This is a genomic window from Staphylococcus sp. EG-SA-10 (assembly GCF_017151945.1).
GTDB lineage: Bacteria > Bacillota > Bacilli > Staphylococcales > Staphylococcaceae > Staphylococcus > Staphylococcus aureus.
Genome location: NZ_JACVZJ010000001.1, coordinates 190,620 through 213,546 on the forward strand (window position 1 = coordinate 190,620; position 22,927 = coordinate 213,546).

The 22,927-nt window shown below is 32.9% G+C and carries 19 protein-coding genes; 7 read left to right on the top strand and 12 right to left on the bottom strand.

Annotated features, from left to right (window positions below; translation table 11 throughout):
* Position 1 precedes the first annotated feature (1 nt).
* From bioA to gtxA, 7 genes are all read right to left on the bottom strand, one after another.
* Positions 2-1,360 (bottom strand): adenosylmethionine--8-amino-7-oxononanoate transaminase, encoded by a 1,359-nt coding sequence (gene bioA / locus IDG45_RS01045; RefSeq protein WP_042907911.1) that lies wholly within the window; start codon positions 1,358-1,360, stop codon positions 2-4.
* Positions 1,338-2,024, bottom strand: coding sequence for a dethiobiotin synthase (gene bioD / locus IDG45_RS01050; protein WP_001217929.1), 687 nt, complete (start codon positions 2,022-2,024; stop codon positions 1,338-1,340). Before bioD ends, bioA begins: the two co-directional genes overlap by 23 nt.
* Before the next feature lie 54 nt (positions 2,025-2,078).
* A complete protein-coding gene (locus IDG45_RS01055; protein ID WP_031927726.1) occupies positions 2,079-2,246 on the bottom strand; it encodes a hypothetical protein in 168 nt (55 codons plus the stop codon).
* 230 nt (positions 2,247-2,476) lie between these two features.
* A complete protein-coding gene (locus IDG45_RS01060; protein WP_000486497.1) occupies positions 2,477-4,210 on the bottom strand; it encodes an ABC transporter ATP-binding protein in 1,734 nt (577 codons plus the stop codon).
* A gap of 24 nt (positions 4,211-4,234) precedes the next feature.
* Positions 4,235-5,998 carry an ABC transporter ATP-binding protein gene (locus tag IDG45_RS01065; RefSeq protein WP_054193822.1) on the bottom strand — a complete coding sequence of 588 codons (1,764 nt, stop codon included), beginning with the start codon at positions 5,996-5,998 and terminating at the stop codon, positions 4,235-4,237.
* Positions 5,999-6,701: 703 nt separating this feature from the next.
* Positions 6,702-6,809 carry a type I toxin-antitoxin system Fst family toxin gene (locus IDG45_RS01070; protein WP_000482647.1) on the bottom strand — a complete coding sequence of 36 codons (108 nt, stop codon included), beginning with the start codon at positions 6,807-6,809 and terminating at the stop codon, positions 6,702-6,704.
* 133 nt (positions 6,810-6,942) lie between these two features.
* Positions 6,943-7,329 carry a flippase GtxA gene (gtxA, locus tag IDG45_RS01075; RefSeq protein WP_000779353.1) on the bottom strand — a complete coding sequence of 129 codons (387 nt, stop codon included), beginning with the start codon at positions 7,327-7,329 and terminating at the stop codon, positions 6,943-6,945.
* Between the two features lie 267 nt (positions 7,330-7,596).
* On the opposite strand from gtxA, the gene IDG45_RS01080 reads away from it, so the two are divergent.
* The 3 genes from IDG45_RS01080 (at position 7,597) to tcaB (ending at position 10,851) form a co-directional block, all read left to right on the top strand.
* The gene (locus tag IDG45_RS01080) at positions 7,597-8,739 is read left to right on the top strand and encodes a glycerate kinase (RefSeq protein WP_001176870.1); all 1,143 of its coding nucleotides are present in this window, start codon (positions 7,597-7,599) and stop codon (positions 8,737-8,739) included.
* 59 nt (positions 8,740-8,798) lie between these two features.
* Positions 8,799-9,458, top strand: coding sequence for a membrane protein (locus IDG45_RS01085; protein WP_031927729.1), 660 nt, complete (start codon positions 8,799-8,801; stop codon positions 9,456-9,458).
* Between the two features lie 181 nt (positions 9,459-9,639).
* Positions 9,640-10,851 (top strand): putative multidrug effflux MFS transporter TcaB, encoded by a 1,212-nt coding sequence (gene tcaB / locus IDG45_RS01090; protein ID WP_001191927.1) that lies wholly within the window; start codon positions 9,640-9,642, stop codon positions 10,849-10,851.
* 122 nt (positions 10,852-10,973) lie between these two features.
* Here the strand turns inward: tcaB and IDG45_RS01095 are convergent, their stop codons facing one another.
* Positions 10,974-11,447, bottom strand: a complete 474-nt coding sequence (locus IDG45_RS01095) for a GyrI-like domain-containing protein (RefSeq protein ID WP_000456493.1) — start codon at positions 11,445-11,447, stop codon at positions 10,974-10,976.
* Positions 11,448-11,559: 112 nt separating this feature from the next.
* On the opposite strand from IDG45_RS01095, the gene IDG45_RS01100 reads away from it, so the two are divergent.
* Complete coding sequence (locus IDG45_RS01100) at positions 11,560-12,216, top strand: C39 family peptidase (protein WP_001080281.1); 657 nt, start codon at positions 11,560-11,562, stop codon at positions 12,214-12,216.
* 62 nt (positions 12,217-12,278) lie between these two features.
* Here IDG45_RS01100 and IDG45_RS01105 read toward each other — a convergent pair whose 3' ends face one another.
* Positions 12,279-13,085 carry a metallophosphoesterase gene (locus IDG45_RS01105; RefSeq protein WP_000690190.1) on the bottom strand — a complete coding sequence of 269 codons (807 nt, stop codon included), beginning with the start codon at positions 13,083-13,085 and terminating at the stop codon, positions 12,279-12,281.
* 285 nt (positions 13,086-13,370) lie between these two features.
* Here IDG45_RS01105 and IDG45_RS01110 point away from each other — a divergent pair, with 285 nt between their 5' ends.
* Both IDG45_RS01110 and IDG45_RS01115 read left to right on the top strand, forming a co-directional pair.
* Positions 13,371-14,780 (top strand): amino acid permease, encoded by a 1,410-nt coding sequence (locus tag IDG45_RS01110; protein ID WP_000101538.1) that lies wholly within the window; start codon positions 13,371-13,373, stop codon positions 14,778-14,780.
* 137 nt (positions 14,781-14,917) lie between these two features.
* A complete protein-coding gene (locus tag IDG45_RS01115; RefSeq protein ID WP_111063734.1) occupies positions 14,918-16,996 on the top strand; it encodes a cation:proton antiporter in 2,079 nt (692 codons plus the stop codon).
* A gap of 140 nt (positions 16,997-17,136) precedes the next feature.
* Here IDG45_RS01115 and kimA read toward each other — a convergent pair whose 3' ends face one another.
* A complete protein-coding gene (gene kimA / locus IDG45_RS01120; RefSeq protein ID WP_000483052.1) occupies positions 17,137-18,966 on the bottom strand; it encodes a potassium transporter KimA in 1,830 nt (609 codons plus the stop codon).
* 231 nt (positions 18,967-19,197) lie between these two features.
* Between kimA and IDG45_RS01125 the strand changes: the two genes are divergently transcribed.
* Positions 19,198-20,697, top strand: coding sequence for a serine hydrolase FLP (locus IDG45_RS01125; RefSeq protein WP_000208560.1), 1,500 nt, complete (start codon positions 19,198-19,200; stop codon positions 20,695-20,697).
* Between the two features lie 106 nt (positions 20,698-20,803).
* On the opposite strand, the gene IDG45_RS01130 is transcribed toward IDG45_RS01125, so the two are convergent.
* Both IDG45_RS01130 and IDG45_RS01135 read right to left on the bottom strand, forming a co-directional pair.
* The gene (locus tag IDG45_RS01130; RefSeq protein WP_000034523.1) at positions 20,804-21,655 is read right to left on the bottom strand and encodes an NAD-dependent epimerase/dehydratase family protein; all 852 of its coding nucleotides are present in this window, start codon (positions 21,653-21,655) and stop codon (positions 20,804-20,806) included.
* 322 nt (positions 21,656-21,977) lie between these two features.
* Positions 21,978-22,913, bottom strand: coding sequence for a 2-dehydropantoate 2-reductase (locus tag IDG45_RS01135; RefSeq protein WP_000684052.1), 936 nt, complete (start codon positions 22,911-22,913; stop codon positions 21,978-21,980).
* Positions 22,914-22,927 lie beyond the last annotated feature (14 nt).

Consider the following 22,927-nt stretch of genomic DNA (forward strand, 5'->3'; position numbering starts at 1 on the left):
ATTAACACTTCCTATCTAAAATGTTATGTACTGCCTTTTTAAAAATACGTACCATCGTTTTTACTTCTTTATTTGACATACTTAACACTGGCACAAACGTAATGACATTTTCTAAATTTCTGATCATTAGCCCGTTTTCTTTACAATTACGTACAATACGTTCAACTTTTTCAATTTCTAACGGCGTTTTACTATCTTTATCTGTAACCAATTCAACTCCAAACATTAAGCCTCGTCCTCTTACATCACCAACATTTCGATGACGCTTCAGCGCATGTAACTGTTTCTCAAGTGTTGATGATATCGTTTCAATATGTGACAATAAATTACGTTTTTCATAAAGTCTTATATTTTCTAATGCAACCGTACAAACGATTTGATTTCCGGTGTATGTATGACCATGGAAAAAGGTATTCACACCGTGCGAATCACTTAGAAACGCATCGTAAATTTTTTGAGACGTCAACGTTGCTGCAAGTGGTAAATACCCACCAGTAATCGCCTTACCTAAACACATAATATCCGGTTGAACATCTTCATGATTGCATGCAAACATCTTTCCAGTTCTCCCAAAACCAACAGCTACCTCATCACAAATTAATAAGACATCGTATTTTTTGCACAATTTCTCGACTTCTTTCAAAAAGCCTTTAGGATGAACAAACAAGCCTGTCGCACCTTGAATCAACGGTTCCAATATAAACCCTGCGATTTCATCATTTCTTTCAATTAGAATTTGCTCTATATTCGTTAAAATAGCTGTCATCATTTCATTTTCAGTATCGTAATTACTGCGATAGAAAGATGGGCTTTCTACTTGAATATTCTCGAATATTAAGTCTTTAAATATTTTATGAAAGGTCTTGATACCACCAACACTTACCGCACCAATCGTATCGCCATGATAGCCGTGATTTAGCGTTATAAACTTGTTTTTCTTGGCATATTTTTCTCTATCAATATTTTTCCAATACTGATATGCCATCTTTATTGCGATTTCAACAGACGCACTGCCTGTATCAGAATAAAATACTTTTCTTAGATTACTTGGCGTGATTTCGATTAATTTTTCCGCAAGTTCTATTGACGGAATATTTGATGATCCTAGCAGCGTAGAATGGGCAATTTTATTGAGTTGCTTTTTAATTACCTTATTCAAGTACTTATTATTATGACCATGCACATTGACCCACAACGATGCATAACCATCTAAATATTTATTGCCATTCGTATCGTAAAGGTAACTACCCTTTCCTTTTTCAATGATGATTGCTTCTTCTTTGCTATATACACCCATTTGTGTAAATGGATGCCAAACATATTCTGAGTCTTTTTGTTTAAGTTGTTGTGTGTAATTCATTTTTAACTCCTATTAATTGTTTTAAAAATGCTTCTGAGAAATTTTCATACGTGGCATATTCTTCAAATGTATAGACTGTTTTATTTGTTAATTTTCCAATCGTCATTTGATTGTCTTTTTCAATATAACTGTCTGTATAGCGATTCATGATTAAAAAATTACTCGCCGATACATTCTGATTAACATAATCTTGGTGAACAATGGCATCGCTAATAGCACCTAATTTTGATGGCAACACACTGATGACACAATCTGCACAATCATTGATTAGATCTTTAGTCATGTAGAAATCATCTGTACCTTCATATATTGGTACGGCAATTCCCCCAGCACCCTCAATTAAGATAAAATCAAATTCCTTATCTAAAACTTTTACCTTATCTAATACACACTGCTTATTTAGAAAAATTTGATTTGCCATTTTAAATGCAAGGTGTGGTGATACAGGTTGCTTAAAAGTATAAAGTGACGTTATGTCATAGCTTAAATCACATTCATTTTTAAATACTTCTAAATCTGGAAACGTCCCGTCTTGGCGTTCCTCAGTTTGAAATGGTTTAAAAACACAAACACGATGACCACGTGTTTTCAAAGCATTGTATAAATGCTTTGTAACATAGGTTTTGCCTACATCAGTATTCGTACTTGTAATAAAAATCCTCATAAAAAATAAGCACCTCAATCCAAATGTAAACTTTTATAATTAATAAGTTTACATTTAAGGCGCATGTTTTTCAAGAAAACATGAATTTAAACTTCTCAGTATAACTTTAAATTTTGGCAAAATTTTGACCTTGCTATTGAAATGACTAAGGCTTCTTACGGAATTCGGGCAGATATAAACAGTGATTCGATAAAATATGTCAGTTAAAATTAATAATTGCATTATTTCTTAATAAAAAGACATCCTAGCTTTACCATGTTGTGAAACAATCCATTAATTGTAATATTACGTTGAGCGCCTTGTTCATCAATGCTATAATTAGTTACATAATAAATTGAACATCTAAATACACCAAATCCCCTCACTATTGCAGTAGTGAGGGGATTTATTTAGGTGTTGGTTATTTGTCACCTTTTTTATTTCCACATTCTGTTTCCATATTAAACTATTATTTATAATTTCCAGCCTGCTGACTTACTTTTTATTGTTATAAAGTCTTGATACATCCCTGGTTTTTGAATTAATTCATCATGACTTCCTCTTTGTATTATTTCACCATCACAGAGTACGATAATTTGATCTGCATTTTTAATAGTTTCTAGTTTGTGTGCAATTGTAATAACCGTTTTGCCTTTACTCAATTCATCAATTGCATGTTGAATGAGATGTTCGTTTTCAGGATCAATACTTGCTGTTGCTTCGTCTAAAATAATAATTGGTGCATCTTTCAAAATTGCCCGGGCGATAGAAATTCTCTGTCTTTCTCCACCAGATAAATTACTACCTTTTTCATTTAGCATTGTTTGATATCCCTCAGGTAATGACATGATGAAGTCGTGGCAACATGCTTGCTTCGCTGCACGAATAATTTCTTCTTTCGTTGCACCTGGATTGCCAAACAATATGTTATTTTCAATCGTATCATTAAATAAATACACCTTTTGAAATACTGCACTAATTTTCGACATTAACGTACTTAATGTCATATCTTTAATATCAACACCATCGATGCGAATATTTCCATCATCGATATCATAAAAGCGCAAGAGTAAGTGACATAATGTAGATTTCCCACTTCCTGAAGGTCCAATTATTGCTGTTGATGTTTGTGTAGGTATCTCAAAATTCACATTCTTTATCACTTGTTTATCATCATATGAAAAATTCACGTTTTGAAAAGCGATATTTTCATTTTTAATCGTCAAATTTTTTCCATTCTCATCCAGTTCTGGAGCATTTTTTATCTTTTCAATATCATCTATCGTCATATCTATCATTTCAAGTACGTGTGCAGCACTATTAATATTTTCAACACTATCAAATATCACAAATGAAAAAATTGAAATCATAATAAGGGTAGGTAAATCAATACTATGATTCATATATAATAAGCATGCAACTAATACAATCATTATTGAAACAACTTTTAAACTAAGTAAATGCAATAAATTGAATGGGATATATTGCATTTCTATTTTTGTATTTATACGTTTACTTTCATTGACTGCTTGGTTAAAACTTTTAAGACTCGTATTTTCTTTCGCGAATGATTTTATTACTTGAATACCACGAATAACCTCCAATACCTTTTCCACTAATTGGTTTTGTACATTATGATACGCTGGCGCATTTTGTCGACTCTTTCTTTCTAATAATTGAATCGCAAAAAATGATAGTAATACGCCAATGCATGCTAATAATGATACTTGCCACGAAACTACAAGTAGAGACAATATGAGTACTGTAATTAATATGTATCCATTAACAACAACGTCCACCATTTTCATAGCAAAGTTTTCTAAAAAGGTTAAATCTGTTGTTACTATTGTTGTTAACTCATTTGAATGATGCGAATTAAAATAACCTAACCTTACATTTTTCAATTTATCCCCTATATCTAAACGTTCTTTCGCACTCATTTCATAAGCGATGCTCTCATGGCTTTTGCTTTTGAAATATGCTGTAATAAATCGTCCAATCACTAATAAAACCATGATAATTACAACATTCAATATATCTTTCATATAAATAGGTTTATGAGATAGCACATTATTAAATATTTTTGCAGCTAAAAAGATAGGTAACGCAATAAAAATAGCATTTAAAAATGACATGCTAAATCCTAAAATCATTCTTGCTTTATATGGTCTTATCCAGTTTAAAATTTTAAATGTAATTTGAAACATATTTGACCTCCTTTTCTCATTAGTTTAATTATGTCCAGTATTGATTCCCCAATCTTTTGTATGCATGTGCGTATCCCACATTTTCTTATAATTACCGTTTAATTTTAGCAATAAGTGATGTGACCCTTTTTCTAAAATTTGTTGTTTACCTAAAACAATAATTTGATCTGCATGTTGAATCGTAGATAACCGATGTGCAATAACAATCAATGTTTTATCCTGCGTCAACACATTTAATGCTTCTTGAATTTTTTGTTCGTTGTCTGGATCAATGTAAGCAGTCGCTTCATCTAATACAATGATAGGCGCATCTTTTAATATCATTCTTGCAATAGTGACTCGTTGTTTTTCACCACCAGACAATTTATCTCCCACTGTACCAACATTCGTATCATATCCATCTGGCAACTTTTCAATAAATTCATGACATTGTGCTAACTTGGCAGCTTTTTCAACTGCCTCATCCGTAGCTTCTGGATTGCCAAGTTTAATATTTTCTTTAAAAGTAAGATTTAATAAAAAGTTATCTTGTCCAACAAAACCAACTAAATCGTTAAGTTGTTTCGATTCAATATCTTTTATATTTATACCGCCAATCGTAATTTCACCTGAAGTCACATCCCAGTATCGTGATATAAGCTTGGCAATGGTTGACTTACCGCTACCAGATGCCCCGACGATAGCTATGAAATTATTTTCTGGTACTGTAAATGATAAATGCTTAAAGACCAGATCGTCCTTATCTTTGTTATATGAAAATCCAACATTATTAAAAGCAATTTCATAATGTTGAGGCTTCTTAAATTTTGTTGACAATACTAACTCTTCTAGACTTAATATTTGATTCATTTCAGTTAATGCGTATTGTATAGACTTTAAATGATTTACATAATTAGTAAAATTCTTAATCGGTGCTACTACACCTAAAGATAATACGATGCATAGGAAAAATTCCGCATAGTTTAATTGGTTGATAGATATCAAATACATGCCGACCGGTAAAATCCCTAAAAATGTTGAAGGTAATACACTAGCTCCTAAATTCATATACCCCCATGTATTTTTAAACCAATTCAAAGTGTGAATCTTATAATTATCTACTGCATCTTTATATTTTTTATATGAACTTTGAGATTGATTAAATGTTTTAATCACTTCAATGCCTTCGATAAACTCTACAATCGCGCTATTCATATAATTATTCGATTTCATTTGTTCAGCATATGTCTCATTAAATCCAGACATAACTTTTTTAAAAGCGAAAATTGAAATTGGTATCGTTACTAATAAGGCACTAGCCATACGCCAATCAATGAGCATTATGTATAAAAAGATAGCAGCTGACAAAAGTAAGTTTCCTATAACTTCAGGAATCATATGTGCTAAAGGTAATTCTATTGTTTCAACCTTATCGACAAATATATTTTTTAATTCACCTATTTTCTTAGATTCCACTACGCCTAAAGGGAGACGCATTAATTTTTGAGCTAATTTTTTACGAATTTCAGATAAAATTTCATATGCCGTAATATGTGATAGCATCGTTGACGCTCCAAAACAACACACTTGTGAAATATAAGCGATTAAAGCAATAAAGATATAAACCATAATCGAATTAATCGTATATGCATTGTTAATCATCATTAAAATAATTTTAAAGACTGCCCAATATGGAACTAATCCAGAAAAGACACTGATGATAGACAACAAAATTGATAACATAATTTTCCATTTACTATCAGAAGCAAATCCGCTGAGTATCTTTATCCAATTTGTCTGATTGTTCATCGTATATGTAACTCCTTTCAATTAATAATCTAAATTAAGCCGCTTATATTATTTATTTCACTGGATGATATACATAATATAAATTTGTTATTTGTTAAAAATTAATACTTATTACAAGTACATCATATATTAGTTGATAACGATTATCAATGTCGCGTGGATTTGTGACACATTTCTTTTAAAAATTCACAAGGTTATGGGGCAGAAATGATAAAGAGCCACTAATGATTTATTATGTAGTGGTTCTTACACATTAGCCACAGCTAATATGTACTTAAAAATAGGAATACATGAGTAAAACTCTATGTTGGGGCTCCGCCAACTTGCACATTATTGTAAGCTGACTTTCCGACAGCTACTGTGTTGGGGCCCCGCCAACTTGCATTGTCTGTAGAAACTGTGGATCCAATTTCTCTATGTTGGGTCCCTGAGTATAGCCTTGTAGAGTCTAGTACATTGATTTGTATCCCAATGTCCCTATAATTGATTATTCGCTTTATCTAATGATCCTATGACTCAACTATTAAATCATTTTTCGAAATACTTAATTCTAATATAATTAAATTCATTTATTGTAATATTGCAAAAATACATTGCACACCTTGTTCATCAATGCTATAATTAGTTACATAATAAATTGAACATCTAAATACACCAAATCCCCTCACTACTGCCATAGTGAGGGGATTTATTTAGGTGTTGGTTATTTGTCACCTTTTTTATTGTTGCGCGTTCGTAACCAATGTGCAAAAAACGCAACAAGACAGCCGCTTAAAGCTGAAGTCATGATGTCAATTAATAAATTGAACATCCGTCATACACCTCCTCTCTGCGTTAAAGTAACGCCCGAGATGTTAGGCGACCATTATATTATATCATTTATTTATTATATTTCGCACAATATTAAAGTTCGAGTAAAGCGTTTTTTAGTGGTTTACGCTAATTTAATTGCTATCTTTTAAAATCCATTTAGATAATATAAATGTGATGGGTATCGTAATAATTAAACCAGCAAATGGTGCAATTTCTGCTGGCAAATTTAGCCAGGATACAAATACATATAATAAAACTGTTTGTAAGCTTACGTTGACAATCTGCGTAATTGGAAAACTAATGAATTTTCTCCAAGTAGGTTTTACCCTGTAAACAAAATAACAATTCAAATAATACGAAATCACAAAAGCGACTATAAATCCGGTAATATGACTAATCATATATTCAATGTGTAATAATTTTAACAGCAATAAATAGACAACATAATAGTTTAACGTATTAATGCCGCCAACAATGATAAATTTTAAAATTTCAGCATGCGTTTGTGTTAGTTTCATATGTGTAACTCCTCAACATCAAAATATATGTATAACTGCGTTCTCCAACATACTCGAATATGCGAGCCAATCCGCTTCTCTTCAAATATACTTATTTCAGTTTTTATACCCTTTCACAGCAAATTTAGTCTCTTTCCCCTCATCCTTATACGCCATTATAATGTAACTGATTTATCGCGCGACTCATTAGCACTATAGAGATTACTTTAGTTCACTAGTTATTTTATATACAATAAGAGCGACAACAGTAATGAGAGGATGTCTACTATGCAATTACAAAAAATTGTCATCGCTCCTGACTCATTTAAGGAAAGTATGACCGCACAGCAAGTTGGCAATATTATAAAACAGGCATTTACTAATGTTTATGGGAATACCCTTCATTATGATATCATTCCGATGGCTGATGGTGGTGAAGGTACCACAGATGCTTTAATGCATGCAACTGGTGCCACTAAGTATACAGTCATCGTTAATGACCCTTTAATGCGACCTATTGAAGCATGTTATGCACGCGCAGACGAACAACAAATTGCAATTATTGAAATGGCGGCAGCGTCAGGTTTGGATTTATTAGAAAAAGAGGAACGTAATCCTTTATACACATCATCATATGGTACTGGTGAACTAATTAAAGATGCATTAAATCATGGTGCTAAGACCATTATTTTAGGGATTGGTGGCAGTGCAACAAATGACGGTGGTACAGGTATGCTAAGTGCACTAGGTGTAAAGTTTACTGATGTAAACGGGGACTTATTACAAATGAATGGTGCTAATCTTGCTCACATTGCACAAATCGATATCACCAATCTAGATTCGCGATTAAAAGAAGTGACCTTTAAAGTGGCCTGCGATGTTTCAAGTCCTTTATTGGGTGAAAATGGTGCTACCTATATTTATGGTCCTCAAAAAGGCGCTGATGCAAAGATGATACCAAAGTTGGATTTCGCAATGTCGCATTATCATGATAAGATAAAAATGTGCACAGGAAAGTCCGTTAATCAAATACCAGGTTCTGGTGCAGCTGGCGGTATGGGCGCAGCATTATTAGCGTTTTGTGAGACAACTTTAACAAAAGGTATTGATGTCGTCTTTGACATTACAGATTTTCATCAAAGAATTAAAGATGCAGACCTCGTTATTACTGGAGAAGGACGCATGGATTATCAGACCATCTTTGGTAAAACACCCGTAGGCGTTGCGTTAGCTGCAAAACAATATCATATTCCTGTCATCGCGATTTGTGGCAGTCTAGGCGAAAATTATCAACATGTTTACGATTTCGGTATTGATAGTGCCTATTCTATAATCTCTTCACCTAGCACTTTAGAAGATGTCCTACAAAATAGCGAACAAAATTTATTAAACACTGCAACTGACATTGCTCGTATTCTGAAATTACAATAATGTCAAAGTAAATCATCAGCTTTATTATTTGCAGTTAAAACTTGAATGAGGTGAAACCCATGAAAAGAACTGATAAATACCGTGATTCATATCAATACGACAATCAAAATCAAAATCATCGTCGTCAATCTGAAGACGCATCGTATAGACAACAATATGCTAAAGGCGATCCTGAAGAGCACCCGGAACGATACTATAACGGTAGAGATTATCGAAGAGAACAAATTCTTGAAGAAGAAAACGAGAAATCCCGCCGTTCAAAAAAATGGTTATATATCATTATTGCTATTCTCTTAATTATTGTCGCTATTTTTGTCACACGCGCCATACTTAACAATGATAGCGATAAAGTTAGTAATGACCCTAAAGTCTCTCAAAATTATAAAAAACAAGTTGAAAATCAAGACGGCCAAATTAACCAGCAAGTCGATAATGCTAAAGAAAATATTAAAAACAACCAAAAAACTGATGACATTATTAAAAATTTACAAAATCAAATCGACAACTTGAAGCAGCAAGAACAAAACAAAGCTGATTCTAAGCTAACTCAATTTTATCAAGACCAAATCAACAAATTGACAGAGGCAAATAATGCACTTAAAAACAATGCAAGCCAAGGTAAAATTGAAAGTATGTTAAATGATATTAATACAAAATTCGACAGTATTAAATCTAAATTAGAAAGCTTATTTAAAGATGACAATGGTGGCGCTAATTAATTATTAAACCTGCTTTGATGATAAACATTAATTCCCTATACTTTATCTGTATCACTACGTTATTCGTGATGATGCATTAAGAGTATAGGGATTTTTTATATAAACTTGTATTCTAACTACATACAAATACACACAAAACGTATATAATTTATATAATTATATCATTTAAAGGAGTCTGATCATGCAATCTTCGAAAACCAAAACGAAGCATTTTTCATTTTTATTGCTAATTACGTTAGGCGTCATGACCGCTTTTGGCCCACTAACTATAGATATGTACGTTCCATCATTACCTAAAGTGCAAGGTGATTTTGGTTCTACTACATCAGAAATTCAATTAACATTATCATTCACAATGATTGGTCTTGCACTAGGCCAATTTATCTTTGGACCTTTATCCGATGCTTTTGGTCGCAAACGAATTGCTGTATCCATTTTAATCATTTTCATTTTGGTATCAGGTTTGTCTATGTTTGTTGATCAATTGCCATTATTCTTAACTTTACGATTTATTCAAGGTTTGACAGGTGGTGGCGTCATCGTTATTGCCAAAGCCTCTGCTGGTGATAAATTTACTGGCAACGCACTCGCTAAATTTTTAGCATCTTTAATGGTAGTTAATGGCATCATCACTATTCTTGCACCATTAGCCGGTGGATTAGCTTTATCCGTAGCAACATGGCGTTCTATTTTCACAATTTTAACTATTGTGGCACTCATCATTTTAATTGGCGTCGCTTCTCAATTACCTAAAACATCTAAAGATGAATTAAAGCAGGTGAATTTTAGTAGCGTCATTAAAGACTTTGGAAGTCTTTTGAAAAAACCAGCATTTATTATTCCAATGTTATTACAAGGTTTAACTTATGTAATGCTATTTAGTTATTCATCTGCATCGCCATTTATTACTCAAAAATTATATAATATGACACCCCAACAATTTAGTATCATGTTTGCTGTTAACGGTGTAGGTTTAATCATTGTCAGTCAAGTCGTTGCTTTATTAGTAGAAAAATTACATCGCCACATATTATTAATCATTTTAACTATTATACAAGTGGTAGGTGTTGCTTTAATTATCCTGACACTTACATTCCATTTACCACTTTGGGTCTTACTCATCGCATTCTTCTTAAATGTGTGTCCTGTGACGTCAATTGGACCGCTCGGTTTCACAATGGCTATGGAAGAACGAACAGGTGGCAGTGGTAACGCATCAAGTTTACTTGGCTTATTCCAATTTATCTTAGGTGGCGCTGTTGCACCATTAGTTGGCTTAAAAGGCGAATTTAATACATCACCATATATGATTATTATCTTCATTACAGCCATTCTATTAGTCAGTCTACAAATCATTTACTTTAAAATGATTAAAAAGCAACATGTCGCATAACACTTCAACATAATTAGAACCCTAGCAAAGATATCTATCTTTGTCGGGGTTCTTCTTTATGAATTATGAGATCCAATCTTCAACTAAAATTACGCCTTCATATCAAGTACATTTCTATTCAATCACCCTTTAACAGGCATCCAAATTTCTGTAATATATTTTTCACTTGTAGTATCACCATCCTGATACAACTCAAAAAATGGTGCTGATTTTACCGTATCTGCTTGATATTGATGTATGTAGTGATGAACCTCTTCCATTTTTTGTTGAACTGCTTTAGGTACTGAGCCCTGTGCTTCAAATACCATATACTTTGAACTTGCTAATGTTATGACATCATATTTTTCAATATCAGCACTATTATCTCCGGTAACTGCAATCATATATGACATCTTACCGTCTAATTCGGGTATACATAAGCCAAGTATCCCGGCTAAATCACCATTATTTTTTAACTGTAAATCCGCAATTACTCCCTCTTGATAACATCTTTGCCAAAACCCTGCTATATGTTGCTGAGCCTGTCGTCCATTTTCATACGTTTCTTTAATACCTACTAACGTTAACGACGCAAGTTGTTGTAATTGATATTCCATTTAATCACTCCATTAATTTTATTCACTCATATAAAACATATGTTTAGGACATTTTGCATTGACGCTATATAATTATATTAAATATTTATTGAATCAATGCGAGGACTATATTATGAACCGAAAAATATTACCAGTTAAACCTATCAGTCAGCTATTTCCTATCCCTATGGTCATGGGGTGTGAAGGTGTTTCCGCAGCCATGATGTTGCAATACAATAACCAACATATCCCTGCTACAGAAATTATGAGACATTGGCCGACACATCCGAACAATCCACATAAAGGTTATGTTGGACATCACTTATTCATTAAGCTTGGCAATTATCATCAAACGATATTTCCAGAAGCATATGTACCATTTTTACAAAAATACAATCCTAATATCGTAGACGGCACTGGTAAATCCTTAGAAGATCTTAAAGGTATTATCGATCAAGGTCAACCTGTGTTAATATACCATACTAATCTTGGTTCTAAACCATTACTACGTGTTTTCCGCTTTGATAACAAGCCAGCGAAACAAGTTTCAAATATTCACGTAACGTTACTCATTGGGTACGATGATTACTATTACTATTATATCGATCCACTTTGGAGTCATATTCGTCGTGGCCTAGTTTTACCTGCCATCATTCCAAATCGCAAACAAATTATTAAAATTCGTAAAGAGAAAATGGAATACAGCTTTAATTCACCAGGAAGAAAGTGCATTTATGTGCAACCACATTCATATACAATTGAAAATCAACAACAAAATAAACACACGTAAGTAAACACATTACTCGCGTGTGTAAAACATAAAATGCGCAAACTGGGTCAGGTTTGCGCATTTTAAATTTCTATTATTTGTATCGTCTCATTTATTTCCTGGTAAATATCTTCTGAACGCCATTGTCTTGGATAGCCTAGACACGGACAGAGATAACATCTGCCATCATCCATCACACTTTTCCGAAAATGAACATGGCCCATAATACTATATGGTATATCGAACATCGCATACAAAGGATTGAAATCACTTGTCCCAATAAATGCATTATAAAAATCGAATATACGATGCGGCATAGGAACAATGAAATCAGGGTGCGTCACAACATGTGTGACTAAAATCACTCGTCTATTTCCTACTTCTAATATATCTTTCTTCACTTGTTCAGCTGCTATTTCAGATAAATTTTGATCTGATATGCCCCAAGATACTCGTTCTTTATCTTGCCAAGTCGCACCATAATGTTTTCCTTTTTGTAACTCATCTAATGAAAATCGTTGTGCTGCAAAGCTATAATCATACCAACCTGTATGTCCTATTATTGCCCATTCTTCATTTACTATAAATGGTTTTCCTACCAAGCACTGTGACATACTCTTATAATTATTCCAAATGTCTTGCGTAGTCATACTTTCAACTTCCCATAAATCATGGTTTCCAGGAACAAATTTCACAGGTATATCTAATTGTTTTGTCAATTGCGTTATAAATTGGTGCGTCAATTGATAATGATTTGAGATATCTCCCGCAATCAACAATATATCCAAATTTTTATACTTAACTATTTCAACCAATGCCTCTAAGTAATCGTCGGATGTTTTTTTATTATGACGATCAATATGTAAATCGGCGATTGTCCCTATCTTCATACCCATACCTTCTTTACTCAAATTAAAATGTTATTTATTATGCCATAGCTTATCTAATATATATAGTTAACTGCTTCATTTAGATGATTATTTTATATTTTTGCATAAAAACTTATATCTTTTCAAAAAATCGATAAGTTTTAGTTATCATACTCTTACCTATCAAATGTTTTTTCTTATATTTAAAAAAATAATTGCTTTATTAAATGGATTTCTTTAGTATTTATAATTAAGAAAACGCTTACACACAACTTTTTTATTTGCTTTATCCTGAGGAGGAAAATTATGGCAAGAAAATTGCATAGAGAGTTGAATAACAGACACATCCAATTGATAGCAATTGGGGGCGCAATTGGAACTGGGTTATTCCTAGGATCAGGTCAAACAATATCTTTAACTGGTCCATCACTGTTATTCACATACATGATTATTGGGGTTGTACTATTCGCTTTTATGCGCGCATTAGGCGAATTGTTGTTGAGCAATACAAGATTTAATTCATTTGTTGATATTGCAAATGAATATTTAGGCCCTTTTGGTGGCTTTGTCATTGGCTGGACTTACTGGTTATGTTGGATTGTATCAAGTATGTCAGACCTAACTGCGATGGGACAATACTTTGCATTTTGGTATCCACAAGTCCCAAATTGGATTACCGTGCTATTTATTGTTTTAATCTTGATTAGCTTCAACTTATTAGGTGCCAGATTATTTGGTGAACTGGAGTTTTGGTTCTCGATTATTAAAGTTGTCACAATTATTGCGATGGTTATCGTTGGTCTTGTATTAATCTTTTTCTCATTTAAAACACATTATGGGCATGCATCATTCACAAACTTAATCAGTCACGGCGGCATGTTCCCTGGAGGAACATTTGGTTTCTTAATGTCATTCCAAATTGCTGTATATTCATTCATTGGTATTGAACTTATAGGTGTAACTGCTGGTGAAACGAAAGATCCTGAAAAAACCTTACCGAAAGCAATTAATAATGTACCTATCCGTATTTTATTATTCTATATCGGTGGTCTATTAGTAATTATGTCAGTCATACCTTGGAATGATATCGATCCAAATAGTAGCCCTTTCGTTAAACTCTTTACATTAATCGGCGTGCCATTTGCAGCAGGTGTCGTTAACTTTGTCGTGCTAACTGCCGCGGCCTCTGCTACAAATAGTGGTATCTATTCGAATAGTCGTATCTTATTCGGACTGTCACAACAAGGGTTAGGTCCTAAAGTTTTAAATAAAACGAATAGTCATGGCGTGCCTTATTTATCAATGTTAGTTTCATCAATTGCATTACTTATAGCAGCCTTGTTAAACTACATTTTCCCTAATGCAATTCAACTATTCATATACGTTACAACGTTATCAACTGTGTTGTTTTTAGTTGTTTGGGCAATGATTATTGTCGCTTATCTAATGTATTTGAAAAAGCATCCTGAGGCACATAAAAACAGTAAATTTAAGTTGATTGGTGGTAAGCCTATTGCTTACATTATTCTAGCGTTCTTCTTCTTTGTATTCATTTTATTATTCTTTAGTGACGAAACAAGAGCAGCTATTTATATTTCGCCATTCTGGTTTATATTTTTATTTTTCTTTTATAAAAAATACAAAACGAATGCTGAAAAGCTCGCGTATGAACAACGACAAAATGACAGCGGTCATTTCAGATATGACAATCAATAATTTAAACATCTCGCTCTAGTATCAGTTCAACCGATACTAGAGTTTTTTTGAAAATAACTTCATTTTATCAATATATCTATGTCATTATGCCTTAAAAGTGATAAAATATTAACTATTAAAATTTTGAGGAGTATTGTATGGCACTATTAGAAGCATTTTTAATTTTTATTTTTGCTGTGATTATTAGTTCGGTTATCAATAATCGATTCCCACAAATTCCTACTGCCTTTATTCAAATTGCATTAGGTGTCGTTATTTTCATTATTCCAATACAAGTTGATTTCCAATTCAATTCTGAAGTATTTATGTTTGCCGTTATCGCACCACTACTTTTTGTGGAAGGTACCCACGTCTCTCGAACAAAATTATTAGAATATCGTAAACCTATACTATTAATGTCAATGGCACTAGTGTTTGCAACTGTAGTCGGTGTTGGCTATTTTATACATTGGATTTGGCCTGCCTTACCAATGCCAGCCGCTTTTGCAATAGCAGCAATTTTATGTCCTACTGATGCAGTAGCAGTATCTGCTATTACACGCGGAAAATTATTACCTAAAGGTTCTATGACGATTTTAGAAGGTGAATCTTTACTCAATGATGCAGCAGGTATCATTTCATTTAAAATTGCTGTTACTGCATTAGTAACTGGTACTTTTTCATTATTCCAAGCTGTTGAACAATTTATCATTTCAACAATACTAGGTGTACTTATTGGTGCAATTATTGGATTCGTTGTCGTTAGAATACGTATAGACTTAACAGCTAATAAAGGTTTAAAAGATAACAATACCTTAACTTTTATTCAATTATTAACTCCTTTTGTCGTATACTTTTTAGCAGAAGAAGTTCATGCTTCAGGTATCATTGCAGTTGTAATCGCAGGTCTAATCCATGGTTTAGAACGCGACCGTTTAATTAGAGCACAAACGGAACTACAAATGAATTACCATCAAATTTGGAACACATTTAGTTATGCCTTAAATGGTTTTGTATTTGTTGTATTAGGTTTTATGATTCCTACTGTAGTCATAGATATTTTCCAAACAGAGCCGGACAACTTTTCATTTTTAATATTGATCACTATATTAATCGCTATTGCAATTTATGCATGTCGATTTGTTTGGGTTTATTTCTGGTACAAAGATTTTTATTTCCCGAAAAATATACAATCTTATCTAGACGAGGAACATGATTCACATGAAACACCACCTTCTCGTGTGCATTACGCATTTATTATGACCATGTGTGGTATTCACGGTACAATTTCACTTTCAATGGCACTTACATTACCATTTATCATTACAAAAGGACAAGCATTCGAATACCGTAATGATTTATTGTTTATTGCATCTTTCATGGTATTAATTAATTTAATCTTAGCGCAAATTGTTTTACCTTTAATTACACCATCTGCCGAAGATACTACTTTTAAAGGTATGACTTATCAATCTGCCAAAATTTTCATTGTTCAAAAAGTGATCCAGCATTTTAAAAACGAAAGTAAAAAAGACAAAAACGATACAAATTATCGCCCAGTATTAACCCAATACTATGGAGAATTGTTATTTTTATTAAATTCAGAACCTGATAATCAAAATACAAAAGAACTCAAACGTTTAGAAGATATTGCAAAAGTAATCGAAACATCTACACTTGAGCGTTTAATTGATAAAGGTAAGGCAACATATCAGGATATAAATAATTACCGCAATATTGTCGAATTAACAGAAACACACCGTACTGCTTCATTTGTTGAAAAATTTGCAAACTTCTTCAAGATGTTATGGCTTAGACTTAAAGCGATGAAGCACTACAAAGCCTTAAACAAAGAATCTAAGAAGCAAGAATTTGAAAATTCATTCAAAGATGTTCAAAAAATTATGCGTATTGTGAATCACAATATTATTTTACGCTTAAAAGAAGAACAAAATAGTACAAATGTACTTGAGGTTAGCTTAGTCATTAATCATTACTATGATATGAGTCGCTCATTAAAGTGGCGTGCACAACGTCGAAAAGAACGTCAAGAAAATAGCAATCAAATCATACCGCAAGCTATGTTCCACAACCACAAATTGGAAGCATTGTACTTACAACGTCATCTTTTAGATGAATTAATTCGCAAAAATAAAATCAACAATATCGTTGCAGCTCAAATTCGAGAAAATATCAATTACAACGAAATTGTCTTGTCTTTACAGTCCAAACATTAAGCAAGACATAACAACACCCCCCGTACATATGAGACAAAGTCATTATCATCTCATATGTACGGGGTTTTTATAGTCAACATCAAAAAATCGGATTGATGAAAAGTAAATAACCTTTCATCAATCCGATTTGATTATAGAATCTATTTTTTAAGTTTAAATGGAATTGTACATACGTTAACATTCTTTTGATAAATTAAATACAATTTCATACGCAAACTAGTTTGATTGTGTAATAAATTATGCCAACGTTTCTTAGTAATAAATTCTGGTATCACTACTGTAATCATATAGTTTTGATCGTTGGCTTTACGATTAATCTTATCGATAAAACGTGAAATTGGTCGTATAATACTGCGATATTCCGAGTGTAAAATAACTAATCTTACATCTGGGAAATGACGTTTCCATTTCTCTTGGAATGCTTTTTCATCTTCATCTCCAAATGATACATGTACCGCAATGACATCATTATTCGCAAGCATTTGTGCGTAATAAATAGACTTATCAACTGCTGTTGTAATACTAGTTATCGGCACAATTGCTAAATTACGATCTACCACGTCCACATTAAGAACATCAATGTCAGAACGTAATTGTTCTGCGATATCTCGATAATGTTTGTTAATTTTCAAGAAGAAAATCACCACGAACGGCAAGAAAATAAGTATCGGCCATACTTGGCTAAATTTAGTTATGAGTAAAATCATAAAAACAATAAATGTCACGATACCACCAAGTAAGTTCACAGACAACTTACTTAACCAATTCTTAGGACGTTCATGAATCCATTTAATAACCATACCGAATTGTGCTAGTGTAAATGGAATAAATACACCAACAGCATACAATGGAATTAAATCTTCAGTCATACCATCAAATACAATAATTAAAATAATGGCTAATACACCTAAAATAATAATCGAGTTAGAGTAGCCTAAGCGATCACCTCTAACAGTAAACATTCTAGGCATATATTTATCTTTAGACATTGAAGCCGCTAACATCGGAAAAGCTGTAAATCCAGTGTTGGCTGCTAATACCAAAATCATCACGGTCGTTGCCTGTACAAAATAGAAGGCAGCATTATCACCAAATATTTGCATAGCTAATTGTGATAAAACTGTCGTTTCCGTTTGTGGCATAATTCCATAAACATATGCTAAACCAACGATACCAACTAATAAAAACGCTAAAATTGAACCCATAGCAATTAACGTTTTTACAGCATTATTAGCACTTGGTTCTCTAAAATTGGTTACCGCATTTGAAATAGCTTCAACACCTGTTAATGATGAAGCCCCTGATGAAAATGCTTTTAATAGCAAGAATAATGTTACTCCAGGAACCGCAGTTCCTACTGATGCATGCATATGTGGTTGAATATCTCCTGTCGCCACACGGAAAGTACCTATAAATATTAATATGACTAACCCTATAATGAAAAGATATACTGGATAGGATAATACGGTGGCAGATTCAGTTAAACCACGTAAATTTAATATTAAAATAAAAAGTACCAGTAAACATGCAATCAGTACTTTATGCCCATATAAACTTGGGAATGCAGCAACAAATGCATCAGCACCAGATGATATACTAACAGCAACAGTCAGTATGTAATCGACTAATAATGAGCCTCCTGCAAGCAATCCCCATTTTTCTCCTAAATTGGTCTTGGACACCATATACGCGCCGCCACCTTTAGGATATGCATAAATAATTTGCCTATAAGACATAATTAAAGCAGCTAATAAGATCAGAACAGCACCTGCAATCGGTAAAGTATACCAAGTTGCAACTGCACCCACTACTGATAATGTAATCAGTATTTGTTCGGGACCGTAAGCCACTGAAGATAATGCATCCGACGAAAGAATCGCTAACCCTTTAAACTTCGATATCTTTTCGTCTTTTAGTTCTCTGTTTTTTTTAGGTTGCCCTATAATAAGTCTTTTAAATTGATTGAACATAATCTCCTATTCCTTTTTATACTTTTTGATGGATATCACTATACGCCTATCTTTCCAAAAAGTATAGAGAGTTAATTAATATTTTTTATGTAATTATACACCTATTAACATATAAGGTGTCAAAAATAATGGTAAATATACCTCTTTAATTAATTTATTCAATAGAACTGGTATAATAAAATAAATCTCATTAGGCACTTAAGTAAATTTAACATATAAAAAGGAACGTTTATGACTACTAAAAAACTGTATTTTCTATCCATTTCTATTATCATTTTAGTCGCCATTTCAATTGCTATATATATAACATTTAATAGCAATACGAAGACACGGTTAACCAATGATTCGCAACAACAAATAGATACAATTATCGAGCATGATTTACAAAAGGGACATATTCCTGGAGCATCAATTTTAATAGTAAAAAATGGCAAAGTTTTTTTAAATAAAGGTTATGGTTATCAAGATGTTGATAAAAAAGTCAAAGCTTCTCCCACAACAAAGTATGAAATTGCTTCTAATACGAAAGCTTTCACAGGTCTTGCAATTTTAAAATTAGCTCAAGAAGGTCGATTAAACTTAAATGATGCCGTATCCAAACATGTGCCTCATTTTAAAATGAACTATAATGGTCAAAATGAAACTATTACGATTAAGCAACTTTTGGCTCAAACAAGTGGTATACCTAGTGATATTACAAGCGAAGACGCCGTAACAAATAAAAATAATCGTTTAAATGATGTAACCCGTACAATTATGGGTGATGAATTACATCATAAGCCCGGAGAAGAATTTGAATACTCAAATATGAACTATGATTTATTAGGTTTAATTATCCAAAACGTTACGAAGCAATCCTATACAAAATATATTACAAATTCATGGCTCAAGCCTTTGCATATGACACATACATCATTCAAACAAACTAATAATAAATCAAAAAATGATGCTATTGGCTACGAATTACAAGGTTCGACACCTGTCGTCTCTAAACCTGAATTTAACCTTTGGGATACACCATCAGCATATATGATGACATCAACTGAAGATTTGGAACATTGGATAAAATTCCAACTTAATCCACCTGATAAATACAAATCATTAGTTCAACAATCACATAAAAATTTATCATCAACAATTGGTGAACCTAATGCCAATGCATATGCTTCCGGCTGGTTTACCAATAATGATGAACATTTAGTGTTTCATTCAGGAACGCTCGATAACTTTTCATCATTTATTTTACTAAATCCAAAACAAAATTATGGAATTGTTGTGCTTGCAAATCTAAATTCGGAATATGTACCCAAATTAGTTGAGCATCTTAACACACAAATTGTAAATCACAAGCGATATTCGACAGTTGCGTCTATGCTCAATCAATATAAAGATCAATTTAATATTGTTACCGTTTTGATGACAACACTTATTTTATTAGCATTTATATTCTCGGCTTATCGTGCTTGGCAAATGCGTCACGGGAAAATCATCCTGCGCAAATCAAAACTTACCACATTTTTAAGTTGGCTAACTTTATGTTTATGTATCGCTATAGCACTCATATTATATGCATTACCATATCTCATTCTCGGTAGCAATAACTGGTCTTTTGTACTAACTTGGCTGCCAATAGAAATTAAATTAACGTTAACTACAACATTTATTGCATTATTCAGTATGTTAATTACAATTCTGTTAGTACTACATACAACGACAATTAAGAAACCATAAAAAAGACTTGTTCAATCGCCCATCAATCCGCAACATACATATTTATGTATGAGGATTAGCTATTTGAACAAGTCTTCATTATTAACATGCTATATTCACAAACCGATTATTTAATTGGATTCATGCCATCTTTCCAAGTTTTATAAATCAGAGTACCACCTTGCGCTTTAAACTTCTCATTGCTTACGCCACGTTCAAATGGTTGCGCAGGTTGAATATCAATATTTGGTTCAACACCAAGTTGTTCTTTATACCATTCTGCAAATTCAGAACCTATAACAGGTGCATCATCTGCTACATTATAAATACCATTTTCAAAATGAATAGCTTGAATAGATGTTTCAACTGCATCATCAAGATGCACAAATGATGTTACACCATCTGAAAGTGTCACTTGACCATCCATAAATTGATTATAAATCATGCCATCTTTTCCGTACCAAGTACCTGGGCCATATAACCAACCAAAACGTAAAACAACGTATTCATCCATACGAGCCGTTTCTTCTTCTAGACCAACCACACCATCAACCGTTACTTTTCTATCGCCAGTTGAGTTAAAATCAAGTGCCGTTTTTTCATTTGCTAATCCTTCGCCAGGTTCATACATAAAGGCAATACTTTGGGCAATTACTTTCTTAACGTCATGCTTTTTCGCCGCATCAATTAAATTTTTAGAACCTTCAATACGTACTTTCGTATTTGCTGCCATATCAACATTTTTTAAATCCGTAATTTGGTTGATAATGATTTCTGGTTTAAAATCTGCTAACGCTTGATCAATAGTATCAGCTTTTAATATATCACCAATATATGCTTTTACATTAACAGTAGCTAGCTTTTGTTGACCATTCTCAGATGTAGTAAAACCAGCAACCTCATGCCCCTCTTCTTTTAGTCTTTGAACTAATTTAATGCCAATAAGGCCCGTTGCACCAGTTACAAAAATTTTACTCATTATAAACACCTTTTCTCTATTTGTCTTTTAATATAATTACTTGCTTGATGAGTGTACAAAATTCACGTGAGACTTCCAAATGATTTGCCTCAAAATTTTTCAAAGTGTCGTCGTAAAAACTGTCTAGCAAATGCTAGTAGTATGTCGTAGACCTATGACAAATCTGAATTATGACGAAGACCAATCAAGAAAAACAGCACCAAGATCATTTCAATTTGAAAGTACCTTACTGCTGTTCTTTATTTATTACATTTCAATTTTAATAATGACCGTAATTATCACGTGATTGTCATTTCCTTGCAATCATACCTAAAAACACTAATTAATCCTGTGCATGTCGCTGACTTTCTTTAGTATGAATTAAATCAGTAATAAAGCGATTGACTGGCGCTTCAATATGACGTTGTTTACCTAATGTTGCAACTGCACCATTAATATAATCAATTTCAGTTTTTCTATTATTAACAACTAAATCTTGATACATGGATGGATAATGCGCACCAACTTTTTCATTTAAATCAACTAAATATTCAAATACTTCATCAACATTTAAATGAACATTATCAATCGTCGCTACATGCACTATTTCTTGCGTTAATTTATAAATCAAACACTTCGCATAACTACTTTCATTCAGTGATGCCATATTACACTCCAACACTGTGCTTAATGCATTTGCCGTACCATTAACACAAATCTTTTTCCAAATCGATTGGTATAAATCTTTACTAATGACACCATTCAATTCCGCTTCGTTAAGTAAATCAGCAACTTTTATAACATTTTCTTTACCTTCATCAACTAGTTCACCTATTTCAACTGGTCCACTACCAAGTAAATGACTGTGTCCAGGGCTTTCAAGACCTGCCGTCCAAGTCGTAACACCTCTGACAATTTGTGATTGAGCAACATACTGCGCAATGACTTCTTCATGCTTCAAACCATTCATCGTACATACGACAATCGTTTCATTATCAATATGTGGCTTCATAGCTTCCATCACTTCTTTTAATTGCATAGACTTTGGAAATAGAAAGACAACATCGTAAATGCTTTCGTCCGGTTGATCATTAAAATGATACATCGGAATGTTTAACTCGAATGCCTCTCCATTAATCGTTATATTTAATCCATGTTGCTTAACCGCTTCAACATGAGATGTATATCCGTCAATAAGTGTGACATCATATCCTGCTTGAAATAGTTTGGCACCAAAGCCACTACCTAATGCACCCGATCCAGCAATTGCAATTTTCATCCTATAAACCCCTC

Excerpts from the sequence above, each read along its gene's own strand:
- IDG45_RS01130 (WP_000034523.1), bottom strand. The coding sequence starts at position 21,655 with ATGAGTAAAATTTTTGTAACTGGTGCAACGGGCCTTATTGGCATTAAA.
- IDG45_RS01095 (WP_000456493.1), bottom strand. The coding sequence starts at position 11,447 with ATGGAATATCAATTACAACAACTTGCGTCGTTAACGTTAGTAGGTATT.
- IDG45_RS01135 (WP_000684052.1), bottom strand. The coding sequence starts at position 22,913 with ATGAAAATTGCAATTGCTGGATCGGGTGCATTAGGTAGTGGCTTTGGT.
- IDG45_RS01110 (WP_000101538.1), top strand. The coding sequence starts at position 13,371 with ATGGCAAGAAAATTGCATAGAGAGTTGAATAACAGACACATCCAATTG.
- IDG45_RS01070 (WP_000482647.1), bottom strand. The coding sequence starts at position 6,809 with ATGTTCAATTTATTAATTGACATCATGACTTCAGCTTTAAGCGGCTGT.
- IDG45_RS01060 (WP_000486497.1), bottom strand. The coding sequence starts at position 4,210 with ATGTTTCAAATTACATTTAAAATTTTAAACTGGATAAGACCATATAAA.
- IDG45_RS01105 (WP_000690190.1), bottom strand. The coding sequence starts at position 13,085 with ATGAAGATAGGGACAATCGCCGATTTACATATTGATCGTCATAATAAA.
- IDG45_RS01055 (WP_031927726.1), bottom strand. The coding sequence starts at position 2,246 with ATGCAATTATTAATTTTAACTGACATATTTTATCGAATCACTGTTTAT.
- gtxA (WP_000779353.1), bottom strand. The coding sequence starts at position 7,329 with ATGAAACTAACACAAACGCATGCTGAAATTTTAAAATTTATCATTGTT.
- IDG45_RS01085 (WP_031927729.1), top strand. The coding sequence starts at position 8,799 with ATGAAAAGAACTGATAAATACCGTGATTCATATCAATACGACAATCAA.
- bioD (WP_001217929.1), bottom strand. The coding sequence starts at position 2,024 with ATGAGGATTTTTATTACAAGTACGAATACTGATGTAGGCAAAACCTAT.
- IDG45_RS01100 (WP_001080281.1), top strand. The coding sequence starts at position 11,560 with ATGAACCGAAAAATATTACCAGTTAAACCTATCAGTCAGCTATTTCCT.
- tcaB (WP_001191927.1), top strand. The coding sequence starts at position 9,640 with ATGCAATCTTCGAAAACCAAAACGAAGCATTTTTCATTTTTATTGCTA.
- kimA (WP_000483052.1), bottom strand. The coding sequence starts at position 18,966 with ATGTTCAATCAATTTAAAAGACTTATTATAGGGCAACCTAAAAAAAAC.
- IDG45_RS01125 (WP_000208560.1), top strand. The coding sequence starts at position 19,198 with ATGACTACTAAAAAACTGTATTTTCTATCCATTTCTATTATCATTTTA.
- IDG45_RS01065 (WP_054193822.1), bottom strand. The coding sequence starts at position 5,998 with ATGAACAATCAGACAAATTGGATAAAGATACTCAGCGGATTTGCTTCT.
- IDG45_RS01115 (WP_111063734.1), top strand. The coding sequence starts at position 14,918 with ATGGCACTATTAGAAGCATTTTTAATTTTTATTTTTGCTGTGATTATT.
- IDG45_RS01080 (WP_001176870.1), top strand. The coding sequence starts at position 7,597 with ATGCAATTACAAAAAATTGTCATCGCTCCTGACTCATTTAAGGAAAGT.
- bioA (WP_042907911.1), bottom strand. The coding sequence starts at position 1,360 with ATGAATTACACACAACAACTTAAACAAAAAGACTCAGAATATGTTTGG.